General features: G+C 54.3%; 13 protein-coding genes. 9 read left to right on the forward strand and 4 right to left on the reverse strand.

What is annotated here, in order from left to right; all coding sequences use genetic code 11:
* Positions 1-38 precede the first annotated feature (38 nt).
* Positions 39-929, reverse strand: coding sequence for an AraC family transcriptional regulator (locus tag B1C80_RS04755; RefSeq protein WP_077920099.1), 891 nt, complete (start codon positions 927-929; stop codon positions 39-41).
* Between the two features lie 398 nt (positions 930-1,327).
* Between B1C80_RS04755 and B1C80_RS04765 the strand changes: the two genes are divergently transcribed.
* From B1C80_RS04765 to B1C80_RS04780, 4 genes are all read left to right on the forward strand, one after another.
* Positions 1,328-2,200, forward strand: a complete 873-nt coding sequence (locus B1C80_RS04765) for a carbon-nitrogen hydrolase (protein ID WP_077919909.1) — start codon at positions 1,328-1,330, stop codon at positions 2,198-2,200.
* Between the two features lie 64 nt (positions 2,201-2,264).
* On the forward strand, positions 2,265-3,887 hold the full coding sequence (locus B1C80_RS04770) for a hypothetical protein (protein ID WP_077919910.1): 1,623 nt from the start codon (positions 2,265-2,267) through the stop codon (positions 3,885-3,887).
* An 18-nt stretch (positions 3,888-3,905) separates the two neighbouring features.
* Positions 3,906-4,865 (forward strand): ROK family protein, encoded by a 960-nt coding sequence (locus B1C80_RS04775; protein WP_077919911.1) that lies wholly within the window; start codon positions 3,906-3,908, stop codon positions 4,863-4,865.
* A gap of 35 nt (positions 4,866-4,900) precedes the next feature.
* Positions 4,901-5,479: an SIS domain-containing protein gene (locus tag B1C80_RS04780; RefSeq protein WP_077919912.1), complete on the forward strand. Its 579-nt coding sequence runs from the start codon at positions 4,901-4,903 to the stop codon at positions 5,477-5,479.
* A gap of 30 nt (positions 5,480-5,509) precedes the next feature.
* Here B1C80_RS04780 and B1C80_RS04785 read toward each other — a convergent pair whose 3' ends face one another.
* From B1C80_RS04785 to B1C80_RS04795, 3 genes are all read right to left on the reverse strand, one after another.
* On the reverse strand, positions 5,510-6,202 hold the full coding sequence (locus tag B1C80_RS04785) for a molybdopterin-dependent oxidoreductase (protein WP_077919913.1): 693 nt from the start codon (positions 6,200-6,202) through the stop codon (positions 5,510-5,512).
* Positions 6,203-6,318: 116 nt separating this feature from the next.
* Complete coding sequence (pheA, locus tag B1C80_RS04790; RefSeq protein ID WP_077919914.1) at positions 6,319-7,392, reverse strand: prephenate dehydratase; 1,074 nt, start codon at positions 7,390-7,392, stop codon at positions 6,319-6,321.
* Positions 7,393-7,495: 103 nt separating this feature from the next.
* A complete protein-coding gene (locus B1C80_RS04795; RefSeq protein WP_077920100.1) occupies positions 7,496-9,388 on the reverse strand; it encodes a DNA topoisomerase IV subunit B in 1,893 nt (630 codons plus the stop codon).
* A gap of 249 nt (positions 9,389-9,637) precedes the next feature.
* On the opposite strand from B1C80_RS04795, the gene B1C80_RS04800 reads away from it, so the two are divergent.
* The 5 genes from B1C80_RS04800 to B1C80_RS04820 all read left to right on the forward strand — a co-directional run bounded on the left by B1C80_RS04800 (position 9,638) and on the right by B1C80_RS04820 (position 16,805).
* Positions 9,638-12,289: an SLBB domain-containing protein gene (locus tag B1C80_RS04800; RefSeq protein WP_077919915.1), complete on the forward strand. Its 2,652-nt coding sequence runs from the start codon at positions 9,638-9,640 to the stop codon at positions 12,287-12,289.
* A 15-nt stretch (positions 12,290-12,304) separates the two neighbouring features.
* Positions 12,305-13,420 (forward strand): hypothetical protein, encoded by a 1,116-nt coding sequence (locus B1C80_RS04805; protein WP_077919916.1) that lies wholly within the window; start codon positions 12,305-12,307, stop codon positions 13,418-13,420.
* A gap of 93 nt (positions 13,421-13,513) precedes the next feature.
* Complete coding sequence (locus B1C80_RS04810; RefSeq protein WP_077919917.1) at positions 13,514-14,353, forward strand: ABC transporter permease; 840 nt, start codon at positions 13,514-13,516, stop codon at positions 14,351-14,353.
* Between the two features lie 74 nt (positions 14,354-14,427).
* A complete protein-coding gene (locus tag B1C80_RS04815) occupies positions 14,428-15,687 on the forward strand; it encodes an ABC transporter ATP-binding protein (protein ID WP_077919918.1) in 1,260 nt (419 codons plus the stop codon).
* A 26-nt stretch (positions 15,688-15,713) separates the two neighbouring features.
* Entirely contained in the window at positions 15,714-16,805 is a 1,092-nt protein-coding gene (locus B1C80_RS04820) for a DegT/DnrJ/EryC1/StrS aminotransferase family protein (protein ID WP_077919919.1), read from the forward strand.
* Positions 16,806-16,835 lie beyond the last annotated feature (30 nt).

Below are 16,835 nucleotides of genomic sequence, written 5' to 3' on the forward strand. Positions count from 1 at the left end.
CGCTCCTCAGCCGCCTGTCCGGCACACATTCTGCGGCATCACTGGTACATTTTACGGATGGTGGCCCGGTAGTCGGCGGGGGTCTGACCGGTTTCGCGCTTGAAGAAACGGGTGAAGTAAGAAGCCTCGGCAAACCCAAGGCTGAAGGCGATTTCCTTAAGTGAATGCTGCGTATGAAAAAGCAGCCGCCGGGCCTCCAGTACCAGTCGCTCATGGATGTGTTTGATCGCGGGCTTCCCACTTTGCCTTTTCACAATCTCGCTTAGGTGCCCGGCCGACAGATGCAGCATAGAGGCATACTGAGCCACCTCGTGCCGATACCAGAAGTTCTCCTCAATCTTCGCCTGAAATTGCCGGAGCAGCAGTTTATCGGCTGAGGGCTCTTCGCCCGTAAACTGTTCGGTGTACAGGCGGCTCATGTAGGTCAGCAATACGGTAATGTAAGCACTCATCATCCGCTGCTGGAAATCGCCGGGTTGCTGCGTCTCCAGGCAGATTTTAGTCAACAGGTCTTCAACGAACCGAACATCGGTATCCTTCAGCTGCAATTCATGGCCGTTGTACGGGTTTTGAATAAGCGGCAGTTTACGCAGCGAAGCGTTTTCCTGGAGAGCCAGAAATTCATCCGTGAACGCAATACCCGTACTCCACAGTTGATTGATTCCTTCTTTAACGATGATCTGGCCCGGCGCAGTAAAGTAAAACGTATTAGCTTTTAGCGTGTACGGCACCATATCGATCCATTGACGACTTTCGGCCTGCCGAATAAACACAAGCAGGTAATAATCTTTCCGATGCGGCACCAGCAAATCACTCCGGCCGGGCATACTACCGTCGTAGTTATAGATTCGAAGCTGTTTACTACCCATCAGCTCGTCCGGCTCCAGACTATAGGTCGGTATCTGTAAAGAGGTATTATATACTTGCATTATCGATTTGACCGGGGTCTGCAGTGCGCTGCCGGGTCGTAGGACTGACATCACACCTGTGTTCGTTTGTTTAAGCCCGTTTGGTGCGGACTGCCAAAGGGTTGACAGAACCATGGTGATGACAGTAAGTGCTGACCTTCCCCAGTTGCCTGCTGCCATGTACCCTTTTTGCCGACCGCCGGGGCTGCCTTACGTTCGGCCTGATAATGTCGTTTGGCTTCGAGCAGTTCCCTGTAGGTCCAGGTCTGCATGTCCAGCATTACCTCAAATCGGGTAGAAGTCCTGCTTTCAACGCCCATTTGACGTGAGCAACGAACTCTCTTTTTACCCCGAACCCGCCTGCTCAGACTTTTGTTGAAAATAGGCGTTGTCATGACAGAACGCTCTACTTTTGCATCATGTCTAAGAAAGTCAATATTGGTTTAGTCCAGATGAGTTGCTCGGCCGATGTCGAGTCGAACATTCAGAAAGCCATCAGCGGCATTCGGGAAGCAGCCCAAAAAGGCGCCCAGATCGTTTGTTTGCAGGAACTGTTCACATCGCTGTATTTCTGCGATGTGGAAGATCATCACAATTTCAGTCTGGCCGAAGCCATTCCGGGCCCAACCACCGAGCGGCTGGGGCAGGTAGCCGCCGAACTGAGCGTTGTCATTGTAGCTTCGCTGTTCGAGAAACGGGCGCACGGTTTATATCACAACACGACGGCAGTTCTGGACGCCGACGGCAGCTACCTAGGCAAGTACCGGAAAATGCACATTCCCGACGATCCGGGCTATTACGAGAAGTTCTACTTCACCCCAGGCGATCTGGGCTATAAGGTTTTTGACACGAAGTATGCCCGTGTGGGGGTGCTGATCTGCTGGGACCAGTGGTATCCGGAAGCAGCCCGCATAACGGCGCTGATGGGCGCCGAGCTGTTGGTTTACCCCACTGCCATCGGCTGGGACACCAATGAGCCTGACCCGGCTCAGAATACCGAACAGTATAACGCCTGGCAAACCATTCAGCGGAGCCACGCCATTGCAAACGGGGTTCACGTCGTGGCTGTCAACCGGGTTGGACGCGAAGCGGATCAGCAGTTCTGGGGCGGCTCGTTTGTGGCCAATCCGTTCGGTTCCCTGCTCTACCTGGCTCCGCACGACCAGGAAGTTGTACACGTGCAGGAGATAGACCTGGCACTGTCGGAGAAGTACCGCACGACCTGGCCTTATTTCCGCGATCGTCGGATTGACTCGTACCAGCCGATCACCAGACGGTATATCGACGAATAACCAGGCCAGCGATCGAGCAGTGCGATATGTTGACTTCTTTTTTTCGGCTTCAGTGAAAACCAGCATGAAACTAGTTTTGTCGTTTTTTATAGCCAGCCTGACGGGGTTCGGCTTCTGGTGGCTGCGCCCGTCGGCACCGCCGGTACCCGCAGCCGTTCTGCAGACCGATCCGCTACCCGCGCCGACTCCCCTAACGGCCACGCCCCGCGCCCGGTTCAACCCAACGCCAGCCAGCCGTAAAGGGTTTTACAACATCGACGTTGTCGACGATTTTACCGTACCGGCAACCAAGACCATTACGTTCTGCGGAGCCGGTCGAAACCTGCACGTTGACCGGGACTGGAGTAAGCTGTTTCGGCGTGGTTTTACGGCCCTTGACCAGACCCGTATGGTCGGCGGCCAGGAGATTTGGACCGATGGTATGCCCCCGGCGGGCTGGCGGAGCAGGCTGAAACAAAGCCAGCGGTCTTTAATTCTCTATCAGGATTACTTTGCCAATGCGTTTAAGCTTGACTGGGCTCGCAACGGCGATCAGGCGACAAACACCCTGTACAGGGCTACCGCCCGGAATCAGGCTGCGCGGAATACGATTTACCAGGCCGGTATGGAACTGCGGGGAGGCTGCGTCGGCTTCGGCGATTGCCCGCCGGGTACGATGATCAGTACGTTTGGCAAAATTTTTCTGGACATCGAAAATGATGGCGTCAGCATCGGCAAAAAACAGGACCAGGCTAACTTATACACCTATCTGGCCCGTACCATTAAAGAGAACGTTAGCCCGCAGACCGAAATTGGCTCCATAGCTCCCGTCCCACATAACAGCTTCGGCTACTCCCGCGCGTCTGATTACATGGCCGAGCCCGACTGGCTCTGGAATACGCCGGCAACGCATACCAACAGCAGTCGGCAGCGCGGTATGCCAGACGATCTGGTGGGAAAACGCTTCGCTGACGTCGCCGATTTTCACATGGCTGGTACGTATTACGTATACCCCGATTTCGATTACAGCATCGCTCATACGGCGGACGACAGTCGCCACTGGCTGGCTGCCCTGCTGGGGGAGCAGGAGGTTAACATGAAGCTGTCGTCCAAGAAACGGATCGCCTGGCACTGGCTCTTCAATACCCAGAGTGGCGAGTTCGAAAAAAGCGGTAAAGCCGAACACCCCGCGCCACCCGCCATTGCCGAAGGAATGAGTATCTTTTACTGGTTTACGGGCGCTTATGGGGTTCTGTTCTGGGATGATCACAAAGACCTGGTGCCGGGTCAGCCCACTCCGGCCGACCCGGGTCTGCGGGGCCTGGGAAACGACCGGCCCTACGCCTGTTACGAACATTACATTCATGGCCTGTGGCGGCTGTTCAAGCACCATGGCGATCTTTTCAACGGCCGCGAAACGTACCTCAACGAACAGACCGAGTGCTCCTACGACGGCGGAAAGACCTGGCTGAAATACAATGCCAATCAGATCAAGACCCGCAGTCTGCCTTTCGTGCGGGCGATCGTTAATGGTGATCAGATACTGGTGGCGGCTACTCAGGCCTACGCCCGGCCCAATCAGGCCGGACAGGTGATGCTCCGGTACGTACAGAACGGATACCAGTTTTACACAACCATAGATTTACAGGGCGATCAGATCTACCTGGGTCGGGCTACCATGCGCAAGGGCGCGGGTCGCCGAAGCTGACCTCCTTCCCACCTCCATATGACGCTTGGCATAGAAATCGGCGGAACAAAAATACAACTCGTCACCAGCGACCTAACCGGCTGGATCGATCAGCGTTACCGCTTTAGGGTTGCCCCTTCAGCAGGCGCCGATGGTATACTGCATCAAATTGCGACAACAATAGCCCAGCTTCCCGAGCCTCCGCAGGCAATAGGCGTTGGCTTCGGTGGCCCCGTCGACTGGCAGACGGGTCGGGTGGCCACGTCGCACCAGATTGGTGGCTGGGCTGGTTTCGATCTCGCGGACTGGCTGCGTACTCAGGTGCCAGGCGCTCAGGTTCGTATTGAAAACGATGCCAACGTAGCGGCTCTGGGCGAAGCCCGACGAGGGGTAGCTACGGGGTTCAGGCGGGTTTTTTACGTAACGCTGGGGAGTGGTATGGGCGGTGGCCTGGTGGTTGATAAACAGCTCTACCACGGAGCGTCGCCCGGTGAGGCCGAGATTGGTCAACTGTGGTTGGTTCCTCCGGGCGACTCGTCGCCGGGGCAGACCCTCGAACAAACTGTATCAGGATGGGCTGTTGACCAGCAGATTGCCGACCTGCTGCCGCAACTACCTCCCGACTCGGCGCTGAAGACTATGGTACTCGGGGCGCAGGCCGAAGGAGTCATTCAACAGCATCCTCCGCGTGGACAGGCGAAATACCTGCATGCGGCCTATGAAGCCAGCGATCCGGTAGCTCGTATGCTGATCGAACAGGTAGGGTCGGTACTGGCCCTGGGTCTCTCCCATGCCATACACCTGTTTCATCCGGACGCCATTGTTCTGGGTGGTGGACTTTCGCTGATTGGAGAACCCTTGCGGGCCGCGGTTCGGCAGGCGCTGCCCCGTTTTGTGATGAAGGCCTTCCACCCCGCTCCTATCATTCTGCTGGCCAAACTGGGAGAAGATGCCGTTCCGGCGGGGGCGTTGGCGATGATGAATGATGACTACTTATAACTATATATTAGTTGTCGATTGACCGACCTGCCGACATGAACCAGTCTTATTTTCAGGCTTATCTTCAACAGCAAAAAGCGGCTTATGATGCCATTCCGCTCGATACGGTAGAGCGCATCATTCAACTCGTGAAGCAGTGCCGTGAAGAGGACCGGCAGTTATTCGCGTTCGGTAATGGCGGCAGCGCGTCTAATGTCTCGCACTTTATCACCGACCTTGGCAAGAGTGCATCCGACAGCATGATGGCCCGGGGAGAGGCTAACCGATTCCGGTGCATATCCCTGAACGAAAACCTTTCGTGGATCACCGCCCTGGGCAATGATTACAGCTACGAGGATGTTTACCTCAGGCAGCTTCAGAACTACGCCCGGCCCGGCGACCTGGTTATCACACTGAGTGTAAGCGGCAGTTCGCCCAATGTGGTGAAAGCAGTGGAATGGGCCAGAACTAACGGCCTGATCACCGTTGCGCTCGTCGGCGGCAAACGAGGCCAGGTGGCCGATCTCGCCCACGAGGTTATCGTCATCAACGAGACGCACTATGGCCGCGTAGAAGATGCGCAGATGACCATCTGCCACATGATCTGCTACGGATTTATTGAAGCCTACCTGTAAGTAAAGACGCTTTAAGTAGACTCTCTGCGGCTAGGCGTACCGGTCGTTCCGCCAGGGGTAGGCCGTGTCCGAATAGCCCCGTTCTTCCCAGAAACCAAGCTTATTCTGGGGTAGAAATTCAATACGTTTTATCCATTTGGAGCCTTTCCAGGCGTACAACTGGGGCGTAATCATTCGCAACGGACCGCCATGTTCGCGCGGGAGTGGCTCGCCATCGGCCGTATGCACCAGGAGCACATCGGGCTTGAGGGCTTCCTCGAGCGATACATTGGTAGAATAACCGTCGTATCCGTAGCACATGATGTGCGTTGCCGACCCTTTCGGATCAACCAGGGCCGCCAGATCGATTAACCGCACCCCTACCCAGGGAATGTTCAGTCTCGACCAGGTCGTTACACAGTGGAAGTCACTGGTATCTTCCGTTTGCGGTAATGCCATCAGGTCATCCCACTTCAGCCGAACCGGGTGGTTGACCTCACCATCGATGGCCAGTTGCCACTTATCGAGCGGGATATTGGGCTGATAACCCAGATCGAGCACGGGCCATTTGGTCGTCACGGTCTGCCCAACGGGTACCGTTGGCATGCCGTGGCGATTAACCGGGCCTGAGCCACGTGGTGTAGCGTCGGTCATGGATGGCGTCTGCGCCATTTTTTCTTCAAACCGTCGTTTGAGTTTCAGGCGGGCCTCAATGATCCGCTCCGTTTTATCGTTCGCTTCCATCGTGAGTCGTACCGAATCTACGTTCGGGTTTACAGTTGACCTGGTATTTTTCTCGAAACCTGATACTCCCTCAACCGCAAATTGAAATAAGTAGTTTTTACGAATGCCTGTTTTGGTCAGGCTACCCGCACGTAACTACCCAGTAGCTTGACGTCGGCCGTGTGGTGGTTCAATATATCCTGTAGATCCGGGTCACTGGCGTGGCCTTCGCATTCGAGCAGGAACCAGTATCGGAACGTAGCTCCCTCCCGCAACGGACGGCTTTCTATTTTGGTCAGGTTGATATGGCGGGTGTTGAACTCCTGCAGAAATTCGGCCAGTACCCCCGGCGATTCGGTGTTGGGCAGTTTGGCAATAAGCGTTGTCTTATCATGCCCGCTGGGCTGGTTCACAAAATTCTTGGCCAGAATCAGGAACCGGGTGCGGTTGAGGTCCGAATCTTCGATATTGTCGAACAGCACCGGCACATCGAACAGCTTGGCCGCGATGGTTGAACAAATGGCCGCCGTATAAGGCTGCTGACCGGCCAGTTTAGCGGCTTTAGACGTCGACTCAACCGGCACCAGCTCCGCTTTAAGTCCGTCGAAGGTATCGTTCAGAAACTTACTGCACTGTCGGAACGCAATATCTTTGGAATAGATATGGGTGATCTGCGAGAGGTCTTCTGTCTGAGTCGCAAAGGTAAAATGAACCGGAATCTGCGCTTCGGCCGCAATACTAAGGTCTTTCTCGAGCAGCAGGTCGATGGCTTCGCTGACGACTCCTTCCTGATTATTTTCGATCGGCACCACCCCGAAGCGAGCCCGGCCGGTCTCAACACTTTCAAAAACGGACCGGATGGTTGGTAAGGCGGTATAGGCGCTCATGGCCCCAAACCGACTTTCGGCGGCCTGATGGGTAAAGCTTCCTTCGGGGCCCAGGTACGCAACCCGTTCGGGCAATTCGAGATTACGCGAAACCGCAAAAATTTCCAGAAAGATGGCTTCGATAGCCGACTGGTTCAGCAAACCGTTGTTTTGTTTGTGCAGCCGGTCGAGTATCTGTTTTTCGCGCTCAGGGCGGTAGATAACGGCGTTGGTCGTACGCTTAAGCTCGCCCACTTTCCGAACCAGTTCCATCCGCTGATTTAATAAAGTCAGCAGCTGGTCGTCCAGGGCATCGATGTCGTTACGGAGAGACTCCAGGGTCATAAAACGTGCAGGTCGTAAATCGTATCAATTTGTCGGAGCAGTAACTCACGCCCGGCAAACTTACGACTTACGACCTACGACTGCTACCCTTGCGGGTTAAAACTTACACCAGCGCGGCTTCTTCAACGTCTTTTTCGATCCGCAGATTATCGATGATAAACCGCTGACGGTCGGGCGTGTTCTTACCCATGTAATAGCTCAGGAGTTTTGGCACCGACGTTTCTTTCTCCATGATGACCGGCTCGAGCCGCATGTTCTCGCCGATAAAGAGCCCAAACTCTTCGGGCGATATCTCGCCTAACCCTTTGAAACGGGTAATTTCTACTTTCTTACCCCCCTTGGTCAATTTACTCATAGCGTTCTGCTTCTCTTCTTCGGAATAGCAGTAGGTCGTCTCTTTGTGATTTTTGGGGTTTCGGACCCTAAAAAGCGGAGTCTCCAGAATATACAGGTGCCCGTTACGAACCAGTTCGGGAAAAAATTGCAGAAAGAACGTCAGCATCAGCAGGCGGATGTGCATCCCGTCGACGTCGGCATCGGTAGCGATCACGATCCGGTTGTAACGCAGCCCTTCCAGCCCGTCTTCGATATCGAGGGCGTGCTGCAGCAGGTTAAACTCCTCATTTTCATACACCACCTTTTTGGTTAATCCGAAGCAGTTGAGAGGTTTACCGCGCAGGCTGAAGACGGCCTGGTTCTGTACGTTCCGCGATTTGGTGATCGAACCCGAAGCTGAATCGCCTTCCGTAATAAACAACGTAGACTGATACCGGTCGTCGGCCTTCAGATCGGACAGGTGATTGCGGCAATCGCGCAGCTTCTTGTTGTGCAGACTCGCTTTTTTGGCACGATCATTGGCGAGTTTTTTGATACCGGCGAGTTCCTTGCGTTCCCGCTCCGATTGTTCTATTCGTTTCTTGATCGCGTCGCGAACGGTCGGGTTCATGTGCAGGAAGTCGTCCAGCCGTTCTTTTACAAAATCCTTGACAAAGGAGTTAACCGACTGGGCATTGGGCTCGGGCGACATATTGATCGACCCCAGCTTGGTTTTCGTCTGCGACTCGAAGACGGGTTCCTGAACCCGGACGCTGATAGCCGCAATGATACTGGCCCGGATGTCGGTCGTTTCGTAGTTTTTGTCGAAGTGTTTACGAACAGTATCGACAACGGCTTCTTTGAGCGCCTGCAGGTGTGTACCGCCCTGCGTGGTGTTCTGACCGTTAACGAATGAATAGTACTCTTCGCCATAGGCGTTGCCGTGCGATAGGGCAATTTCAATGTCATTCCCCTTCAGGTGAATGATCGGATACCGTAAGTCGTCTTCCTTATGCTTGCTGCTGAGCAGATCGAGCAGGCCATTCTGGGAGACAAATTTTTGCTTGTTGAAGTTAACGATCAGCCCGGCATTCAGGTAACAGTAGTTCCAGATCATGTCGGAAACGAACTGCCCGCGATAATGAAAATGTTTAAACACGGTATCATCCGGTTCAAAGCAGATCAGCGTACCATTGCGCTCGGTGGTCGGCTCATCACCCTGCTGCTGAAGCTCTCCGCGTTCAAATTCGGCCCAGACCGTACGGCCCTCCCGAAACGACTGCACCCGGAAGTAAGTAGCCAGCGCGTTCACCGCTTTAGTACCCACCCCGTTGAGGCCGACCGATTTCTGGAAAGCACCCGAGTCGTATTTACCACCCGTATTGATCTTCGACACCACCTCGACCACCTTCCCGAGCGGAATGCCGCGGCCATAGTCGCGAACTTCAATTCGATGGTCCGTTACGCGCACATCGATGGTCTTACCAAATCCCATCACGTGTTCGTCAATGCAATTGTCGATAGTTTCTTTCAACAGGACATATATACCATCATCAGCGGCAGAGCCATCACCTAGTTTACCTATATACATGCCGGGCCGGAGCCGGATATGTTCGCGCCAATCGAGCGAACGGATACTGTCTTCGTTGTACTGAACGGTCTGGTTCGTTAATTCTGTCATAAAAAAAACGGTGAAGCAAGGATCAAACAACTAGGAGGATACACGAGCCCGGTAAACAAAACATCGGAAAAATCATACGCAAGCCCTGCCTGCAGGAAAAGTCTCCGCTGAATAGGAAACTATTAGAAATCCAACAAAAGTTCGCTTACTTTGCCGACTGAACTGTGCTGTGTACTATACGGTCAAAAACAACGTTACATACAGGTCTTCGCCGTCGCTGTTACCCGAGCTGTTCGACATCTTAAAAATATGCAAAATCTGCGAATTAACCACGTCTTTCCGCCAAAATCTTTTTCTGTCGCACCAGTTGCTCCACTCCAGCGGCTCGCCCCGTTTGTGGTCTATCTGCTGCTAACCTTAACTGGACTGACTGTACGGGCTCAGGTAACGCCTGCTCCCGCTGCGGGAGGAGCGACTACCTCACCAGGAACAGCCCGGCCCGGCGCCACTCCCTCCGCTCCTTCTTCGCAACCCGGCCGTGGCTTACCCGCCGGCGTAAACGTAAACAACCTGCCGCCCGGTGTTCAGCAGCAAATTAACCAGCGGGCCGGACAGCTTCAGAACCAGGGCAGAAACGGTGCCAACGGCCGGTCCGGCGCAGCCACCGGCGCCGATGGTAACGCGACCACTACCGAGCGGAGTTCTCCAAACGGCCTTGAACAAGGTGTTAATCAGAACGAAGACGGGGTCGAACCTAACGAAGAAAATAGCCAGGAGGTACAAAAGAGCAGCTACGAACTCGCCCGCGAACAGGAGAAACTCGAGATTCGCCGGAAACTGTTCGGCTTTGCCATCTTCAACGATCCGGCCCTGAAAGCGTCGTTTCAGCCCAATACCAGTATCGCCACCCCCCGCAACTACATGGTTGGACCAGGCGACCAGCTCAACATCCGGATATACGGTTACTCGGAAACCGACTTCTCCCAAACGGTTTCGTCGGAGGGCTATGTTTATTTTGCCAATCAGTCGGGCATCGGTCCGGTCTTCGTATCGGGGCTGACTGTTGAGCAGGCCAAAGCGCGTATGGAAAGCCGCCTGGCCACCAAATACGTGGGATTGCGCAGTTCATCTTACGGCCCGAAAAACACGTTCCTGGAAGTATCGCTGGGGACAACCATCCGCAGCATTCGGGTTACGGTAACGGGCGAAGCCCTTCGGCCGGGCACCTATACGATGTCGTCGCTTTCGACGGTTATGAACGCTATTTATCAGGCAGGTGGCCCCAACGAGCTGGGATCGTTTCGTAAAGTGCAGCTCATCCGCAACAACCGCGTAGCGGCTACCCTCGACTTATACGATTACCTGCTCAACGGCACCCAGCGGAACGACATCCGTCTCCAGGATAATGATAATATCCGGTTTTCGACCTACACCCTGCGGGTTGACGTCACGGGCGCTACCAAGCGGAATAATCTGTTTGAGATGATGCCGGGCGAAACCCTGGACCGGCTTCTGTTCTACGCCGGTGATTTTGCAGCTACGGCTTACAAAGGTCGGGTGAAGGTGCAGCGGCTCACCGACCGCGAGCGTAAAATCATTGACGTTACGTCCACCGAATACAAATCGTTCGTTATGCAGGATGGCGATCAGGTGTCGGTCGAACAACTCCTCGACCGTTTCGAAAACCAGATCACGATCGAAGGGGCCGTTTACAGACCAGGCCAGTACTCGCTCGATCAGAACAAAACACTGAAGCAGCTGATCGGCTCCGCTGAAGGGCTGAAAGGCGATGCATTCATGGGCCGGGTCAACATTGTTCGGACCCGCGAAGACCTCGCCATCGAAAACATAACGGTCAACCTGAGCAATATCATGGCCGGCACTGATCCGGATGTGATCCTGCAGCGCGAAGACCAGGTTATTATTCCGTCAAAATTCGATCTGGCCGAACCCGCTGAGATCTCCGTGCTGGGCGAGGTTACCAAGCCTAATCCGGCAATTCCCTATATGGCCAACATGACGCTGAACGATGCCTTGCTGAAGGCGGGTGGCCTTCGGGAGTCTGCTGCGGCATCGGTCGTCGAAATCGTTCGCCGGAAAAAGGATGTCGACCCACGTTCGGCTTCGGCTCAGATTGCCGAAATCAAACGGTTCAACATCAACCGGGATCTGTCGACCACCTCAGATGAGAACAACTTCCTGCTGGAGCCTTTCGACCAGGTTATCGTTCGTCGGTCGCCAAACTACGCCGTTCAGACCTACGCTGCGGTAGAAGGCGAGGTCATCCTGCCGGGCCTGTATGCTATCCGGAGCAAAGATCAGAAAGTATCGGACCTGGTCGGTCTGGCGGGCGGTCTGACCCCGCAGGCCTACATCGAAGGGGCTACCCTGGTTCGGCGAATCAGACTGAGCGAAGACGAAATTGCCCGTCGTCAGCGCTCGATCCGCGACCTGGCCGATAATGTCACCACGGGTCGGGGCGTTGTTGAAGTAGACTCGGTCGTTGCCGACAAACCGGAATCAATCGGCATCAACCTGAAGAAGATCATGGAACGCCCCGGCTCATCGGAAGACATTCTGGTGCAGGAAGGGGATGTACTGCGCATACCCAAGCTGCTCGAAACGGTTCGGATTCAGGGTGAGGTTATGTTGCCCAACACGGTGAAATACCGCTCGGGCCAGACCTTCCAGGACTACATCAGCCAGGTCGGTGGGTTTACCTCCAAGTCGCAACGCCGGAAATCATTCGTCGTTTACGCCAACGGCTCGGTAGACCGTACGCGTAAATTTATGTTCTTCAACGTCTATCCACGTGTAGCCCCAGGATCAGAAGTCGTTATTCCTAAAAAGACAACGAACCCGCTCACTCCCCAACAGGTACTGGGTTCTGCTACAGGTATAGCGTCCTCACTGATTACGCTGATTGTAACCGTTATCGCCTTGAGCCGAGTAGGCAACTAAACTCATACAATACGCATGGATTCGACAAAAACAACGCCAGCGGACCCGAACGGGATGGTAACCCGTCCACCACTGCCACCCGACCAGATTTCGCCCAAATCGGTCGTTCTACAGCTCTTCAAACTGAAAGACGTAGTTAAGCGCAACTGGAAGCTGCTCCTGATCCTGACAGCCATTGGCGGTTCCATTGGGTTTATCTACGACTTTACCCATGAGAAAAAGCCCATCTATAACTCATCGATCACGTTCAACCTGGGCGGTGGTTCATCGGGAGGGGGCTTTGGCGATCTGGGTGCGCTGGCCGGCGCATTCGGCCTGAGTCAGGGCGCTTCGGATGCCAATATCTTCACGGGCGACAACTTCCTGATCTACGCCAAGTCTCGTCCGGTAGTAGAGAAAACGCTCATGCAGTATGACACCATCAACGGGAAGATCTACCTGCTGGCCAACTACTACATCAAGTACAGCGGTATCCGGGACGAAGAATGGGAAGAGATCGATACCCTGCGGGCGTTTACGTTCCCGCGGGCCAAGAAACCCAGCGAGTACACCAAGACCGAGCAGGACGTCATGTCGCAGATTTACACTCGTATCTCTACCGAAATGAGCGTTACCCAGCCGGAGCGAAAATCATCGTTTATGGAGATGAGCTGCGGTATGCAGGATGAGATGCTGACCGCTACCTTCCTGACCTCGCACCTGAAGACGATCGAGGAAGATTACCGCAAGAAAGAGACGAAGAAAACGCGCGAGATGTACGACCTGCTCAACTCACGCGCCGATTCCCTGTTGGGCGTACTGTCGGGCACCGAAAACAAGCTGGCCCGGTATATGGACCAGAACCAGCAGATGGTTGTGGCTCAGGGTCGGATTACCGAAAACAAGCTGACCCGCAACTCGACCTTCCTGACCACCCTGTATTACCAGGCCCTGCAGAGTGCCGATAACATGCGCCTGTCGCTGATTCGCGAAGCTCCGCTGTTTACCATTATCGAACCGGTATCCTTCCCGCTGTACCGACAGGTAAAAACTCCGATAGGCATGCGGATTGGTATTGCGCTGGGCGTTATTTTGAGCCTCATCGTTGTGTTCATGCGCGAAACGTACCGCTCTATCATGCGGGAAGAATAAAATCTGTCTGTAGCTTTCAGTTTACGGGTAGCCGGACATTGGTCAGTTGCTCAGGTTCACTGCCCGTAAACTGAACATCGAAAATCTATACTTGTGAAGACCCACGAAGTAATTATACAACCAGGCCGCTCAGAAAAGCACTATTGGCGGGACCTTTGGCGTAACCGCGAATTGATGTATATCCTGTCGATGCGCGATGTATCGGTTCGCTATAAACAGACCGCACTCGGCACCGCCTGGGGCCTCATCCGACCACTGACGACCATGCTCATCATGGTCTTCGTGTTCAGTAAGATCGCGAAACTACCGGCTGATCCGGGGGTGCCCTACCCACTTATGGTACTTGGCGGTATTACGGTCTGGACTTTTTTTGCCACATCCTTCACCCAGGTCAGCAACAGCGTGACGCTGAACTCAAACCTCGTCACAAAAGTATATTTCCCTCGGCTGATCATGCCCATCAGTTCGGTTGCGGTCAGCTTTGTCGATTTCCTGGTATCATTGGGTTTGTTCATTCTGCTGGCGGCCTGGTACCGGTTCGTTCCTGACTGGCACCTGCTGCTCCTGCCGGCGTTCATTGTACTGGCCCTGCTGGCATCGTTTGCTTTCGGGCTCTTTTTTGCCGCTGTCAATGTCAAATTTCGCGACATTGCTCAGCTGATCCCATTTATCGTTCAGGTGGGTTTTTACATCTGCCCGATCGCGTACAGCAGTCGGCTGGTTGCTGAAAAATCGAATGAATGGTGGGCTCCTTTGTACTGGCTCAACCCGATGGTGGGCATCATTGACGGATTCCGGTGGGCACTTCTCGGTGAAAATGCTTACTTTAACCCACAGAGTCTGCTGACCTCGGTGATCATTACGGGCGTTTGCCTGACTCTTTCGATCTACTTTTTTCGCAAACGGGAAAACACGTTTGTTGACGATATCTAAACGGGGTCGGGCGTTGTAGTCGGCAAAGCTTATCCTGGCTTACCCGAACAACGACCGATTAACGACCAACTACTATGTCTGTCATTACTGTCGATAATATAAGTAAGCAATACATCATTGACCACCAGAAGGGCAAAGGGGTCAACACCCTGCGCGACGTGCTGACTCAGAACGTGAAGCAACTCTTTGGTGGCAAAAAAGAGCAGAATGGCCTGTCCCGCGAGGAGTTCTGGGCGCTGCGTGATGTAAGCTTTTCTATTGAACAAGGCGACCGGGTCGGTATCGTTGGTCACAACGGGGCCGGTAAGTCGACCATGCTCAAGGTATTGAGCAAGATCATCGAGCCTACCACCGGCAGCGTTCGGATCAAGGGACGCGTCGCCAGCTTGCTGGAAGTCGGCACCGGCTTTCACCCCGAGCTGACGGGTCGCGAAAACATCTTCCTGAACGGCTCACTGCTGGGTATGAGCCGCAGCGAGATCCGGAACCAGTTCGACGCCATAGTTGCGTTTGCGGGTGTCGAGAAGTTTCTCGATACGCCCGTTAAGCGATATTCGTCTGGTATGTACGTACGGCTTGGGTTTGCTATCTCGGCTCACCTCGACCCCGAAATCATGATCGTCGATGAAGTACTGGCCGTGGGCGATGCTGAATTCCAGAAGAAAAGTCTGGGCAAAATGCGCGACAACTCAGCCAGTGGCCGGACTATCATTTTTGTTAGCCACAACATGACCGCCGTACAGGCGCTATGCAACAAAACCCTGTACTTCGAAAAAGGACGGCTCATCGAGCAGGGCGAAACCAACCAGGTCATTGCGTCTTACCTGAGTAAGGTATCCCGGACCCGGCTCGTACGCCAGTGGGACAGCCCCGAAGATGCGCCCGGCAACGATCTGGTCCGGTTCCGGCGTATCGAGCTGATTCCGGAATATCAGGATGAACTAACCCACATCGACGTTCGTACACCGATGAAAATACGGTTCGAGTTCTGGAACATGATGGATCGGGCCAACCTGAACCTGTCCATGCACCTGAATTCCCTGACCGGCGAATGTATCTTTAACGTCGGCACCCGGTCGCAGCCTTACGGCAAAGGCCTGATTGCGGGCGAGTGCACAGTACCGGGTTACTTCCTCAACGACGGTTCCTACACTGTGTCAGTAATGGTGGTGAAAGATACCGTCACGCCCCTGTACGTTATGGAAGAAGGCCTCACCTTCGACGTTGAGGACTACCGAGAGGGAATTGCCTGGTACGGGAAATGGCCGGGCTACGTTCGGCCCCAGTTTCCGTTCGAGATGGAAATGCTGGAGCCAGTGAACAGCGAACAATAGCCGAGTCGCCAACCGATAACTTACCCATGATCTACGTTACCAAATCATATTTACCCGACCTCGACGAATACACCGCCTATCTGAAAGGCATTTGGGAACGTGTGCACCTGACCAACGATGGCCCGCTGCTCCGCCAGCTCGAAGACCAGATGAAGGAGTTCCTGGGCGTTCGTCACCTGAAATACTGCAGTAACGGTACGGTAGTGCTGCAGATGGCCCTGAAAGCGCTGGATATAACCAAAGAAGTTATTACCACGCCTTTCTCCTACGTAGCGACAACCAATGCCCTCTTATGGGAAGGCTGTACCCCCATCTTTGCCGATATCCGCCCCGACGATTTCTGCATCGATCCGGACGCCATTGAGCCGTTGATCACTGAAAACACCCAGGCTATTATGGCCACCCACGTGTACGGGAATGCCTGTCGCATCGAGCAGATCCAGGCGATAGCCGACAAATACGGGTTGAAGGTGATTTACGACGCAGCCCATACATTCGGAGCCAGTTACAACGGTCAATCGATCCTTTCGTACGGCGACCTGAGTACCTGTAGTTTCCACGCCACCAAAGTGTTTCATACCGTTGAAGGCGGGTGTATCGTGACGGACAACGACGAGATGGCCGAAAAGCTGCACTTCTACCGTTCGTTCGGCCACCGCAACGACGACTACCGGAGTGTGGGCATCAACGCGAAAAACTCCGAGTTACACGCAGCCATGGGGCTTTGTGTACTGCCCAAAGTGCCCGAACTGATTGCCAGCCGGAAAGAGGTATTCGGGTACTACGACAGCCGACTGGATTTCTCGAAAATTACCCGCCCCACCCTCACGCCGGGTGTAGATTACAACTACGCCTACTACCCGATTGTGTTCGATACGGAAGAAACGCTGCTACGAGTTATGGACGCCCTGCAAGCGCAGGATGTGCTGCCCCGGCGGTACTTCTACCCGTCGCTTAATACGCTCCCCTTCGTGAAAACCCACCAGCCCTGCCCGATTTCGGAGAACGTATCGCTGCGGGTGCTTTGCTTACCTATGTATCCGGGTTTGTCCGAAGCCGATGCCGACCGTATTGCCAGCGTCGTTAACGAGGCCGTTGCTCTGGTTAATATCGATTAATAAGTGCTGGCTATTGATTGGGCGCTGGTC

It is taken from the genome of Spirosoma sp. 209 (genome assembly GCF_002006735.1).
Classification (GTDB): Bacteria; Bacteroidota; Bacteroidia; order Cytophagales; family Spirosomataceae; genus Spirosoma; species Spirosoma sordidisoli.

Coding starts and splice junctions, on each gene's coding strand:
- B1C80_RS04775 (WP_077919911.1), top strand. CDS start 3,906: ATGACGCTTGGCATAGAAATCGGCGGAACAAAAATACAACTCGTCACC.
- B1C80_RS04815 (WP_077919918.1), top strand. CDS start 14,428: ATGTCTGTCATTACTGTCGATAATATAAGTAAGCAATACATCATTGAC.
- B1C80_RS04795 (WP_077920100.1), bottom strand. CDS start 9,388: ATGACAGAATTAACGAACCAGACCGTTCAGTACAACGAAGACAGTATC.
- B1C80_RS04805 (WP_077919916.1), top strand. CDS start 12,305: ATGGATTCGACAAAAACAACGCCAGCGGACCCGAACGGGATGGTAACC.
- B1C80_RS04800 (WP_077919915.1), top strand. CDS start 9,638: ATGCAAAATCTGCGAATTAACCACGTCTTTCCGCCAAAATCTTTTTCT.
- pheA (WP_077919914.1), bottom strand. CDS start 7,392: ATGACCCTGGAGTCTCTCCGTAACGACATCGATGCCCTGGACGACCAG.
- B1C80_RS04765 (WP_077919909.1), top strand. CDS start 1,328: ATGTCTAAGAAAGTCAATATTGGTTTAGTCCAGATGAGTTGCTCGGCC.
- B1C80_RS04780 (WP_077919912.1), top strand. CDS start 4,901: ATGAACCAGTCTTATTTTCAGGCTTATCTTCAACAGCAAAAAGCGGCT.
- B1C80_RS04770 (WP_077919910.1), top strand. CDS start 2,265: ATGAAACTAGTTTTGTCGTTTTTTATAGCCAGCCTGACGGGGTTCGGC.
- B1C80_RS04785 (WP_077919913.1), bottom strand. CDS start 6,202: ATGGAAGCGAACGATAAAACGGAGCGGATCATTGAGGCCCGCCTGAAA.
- B1C80_RS04755 (WP_077920099.1), bottom strand. CDS start 929: ATGCAAGTATATAATACCTCTTTACAGATACCGACCTATAGTCTGGAG.
- B1C80_RS04820 (WP_077919919.1), top strand. CDS start 15,714: ATGATCTACGTTACCAAATCATATTTACCCGACCTCGACGAATACACC.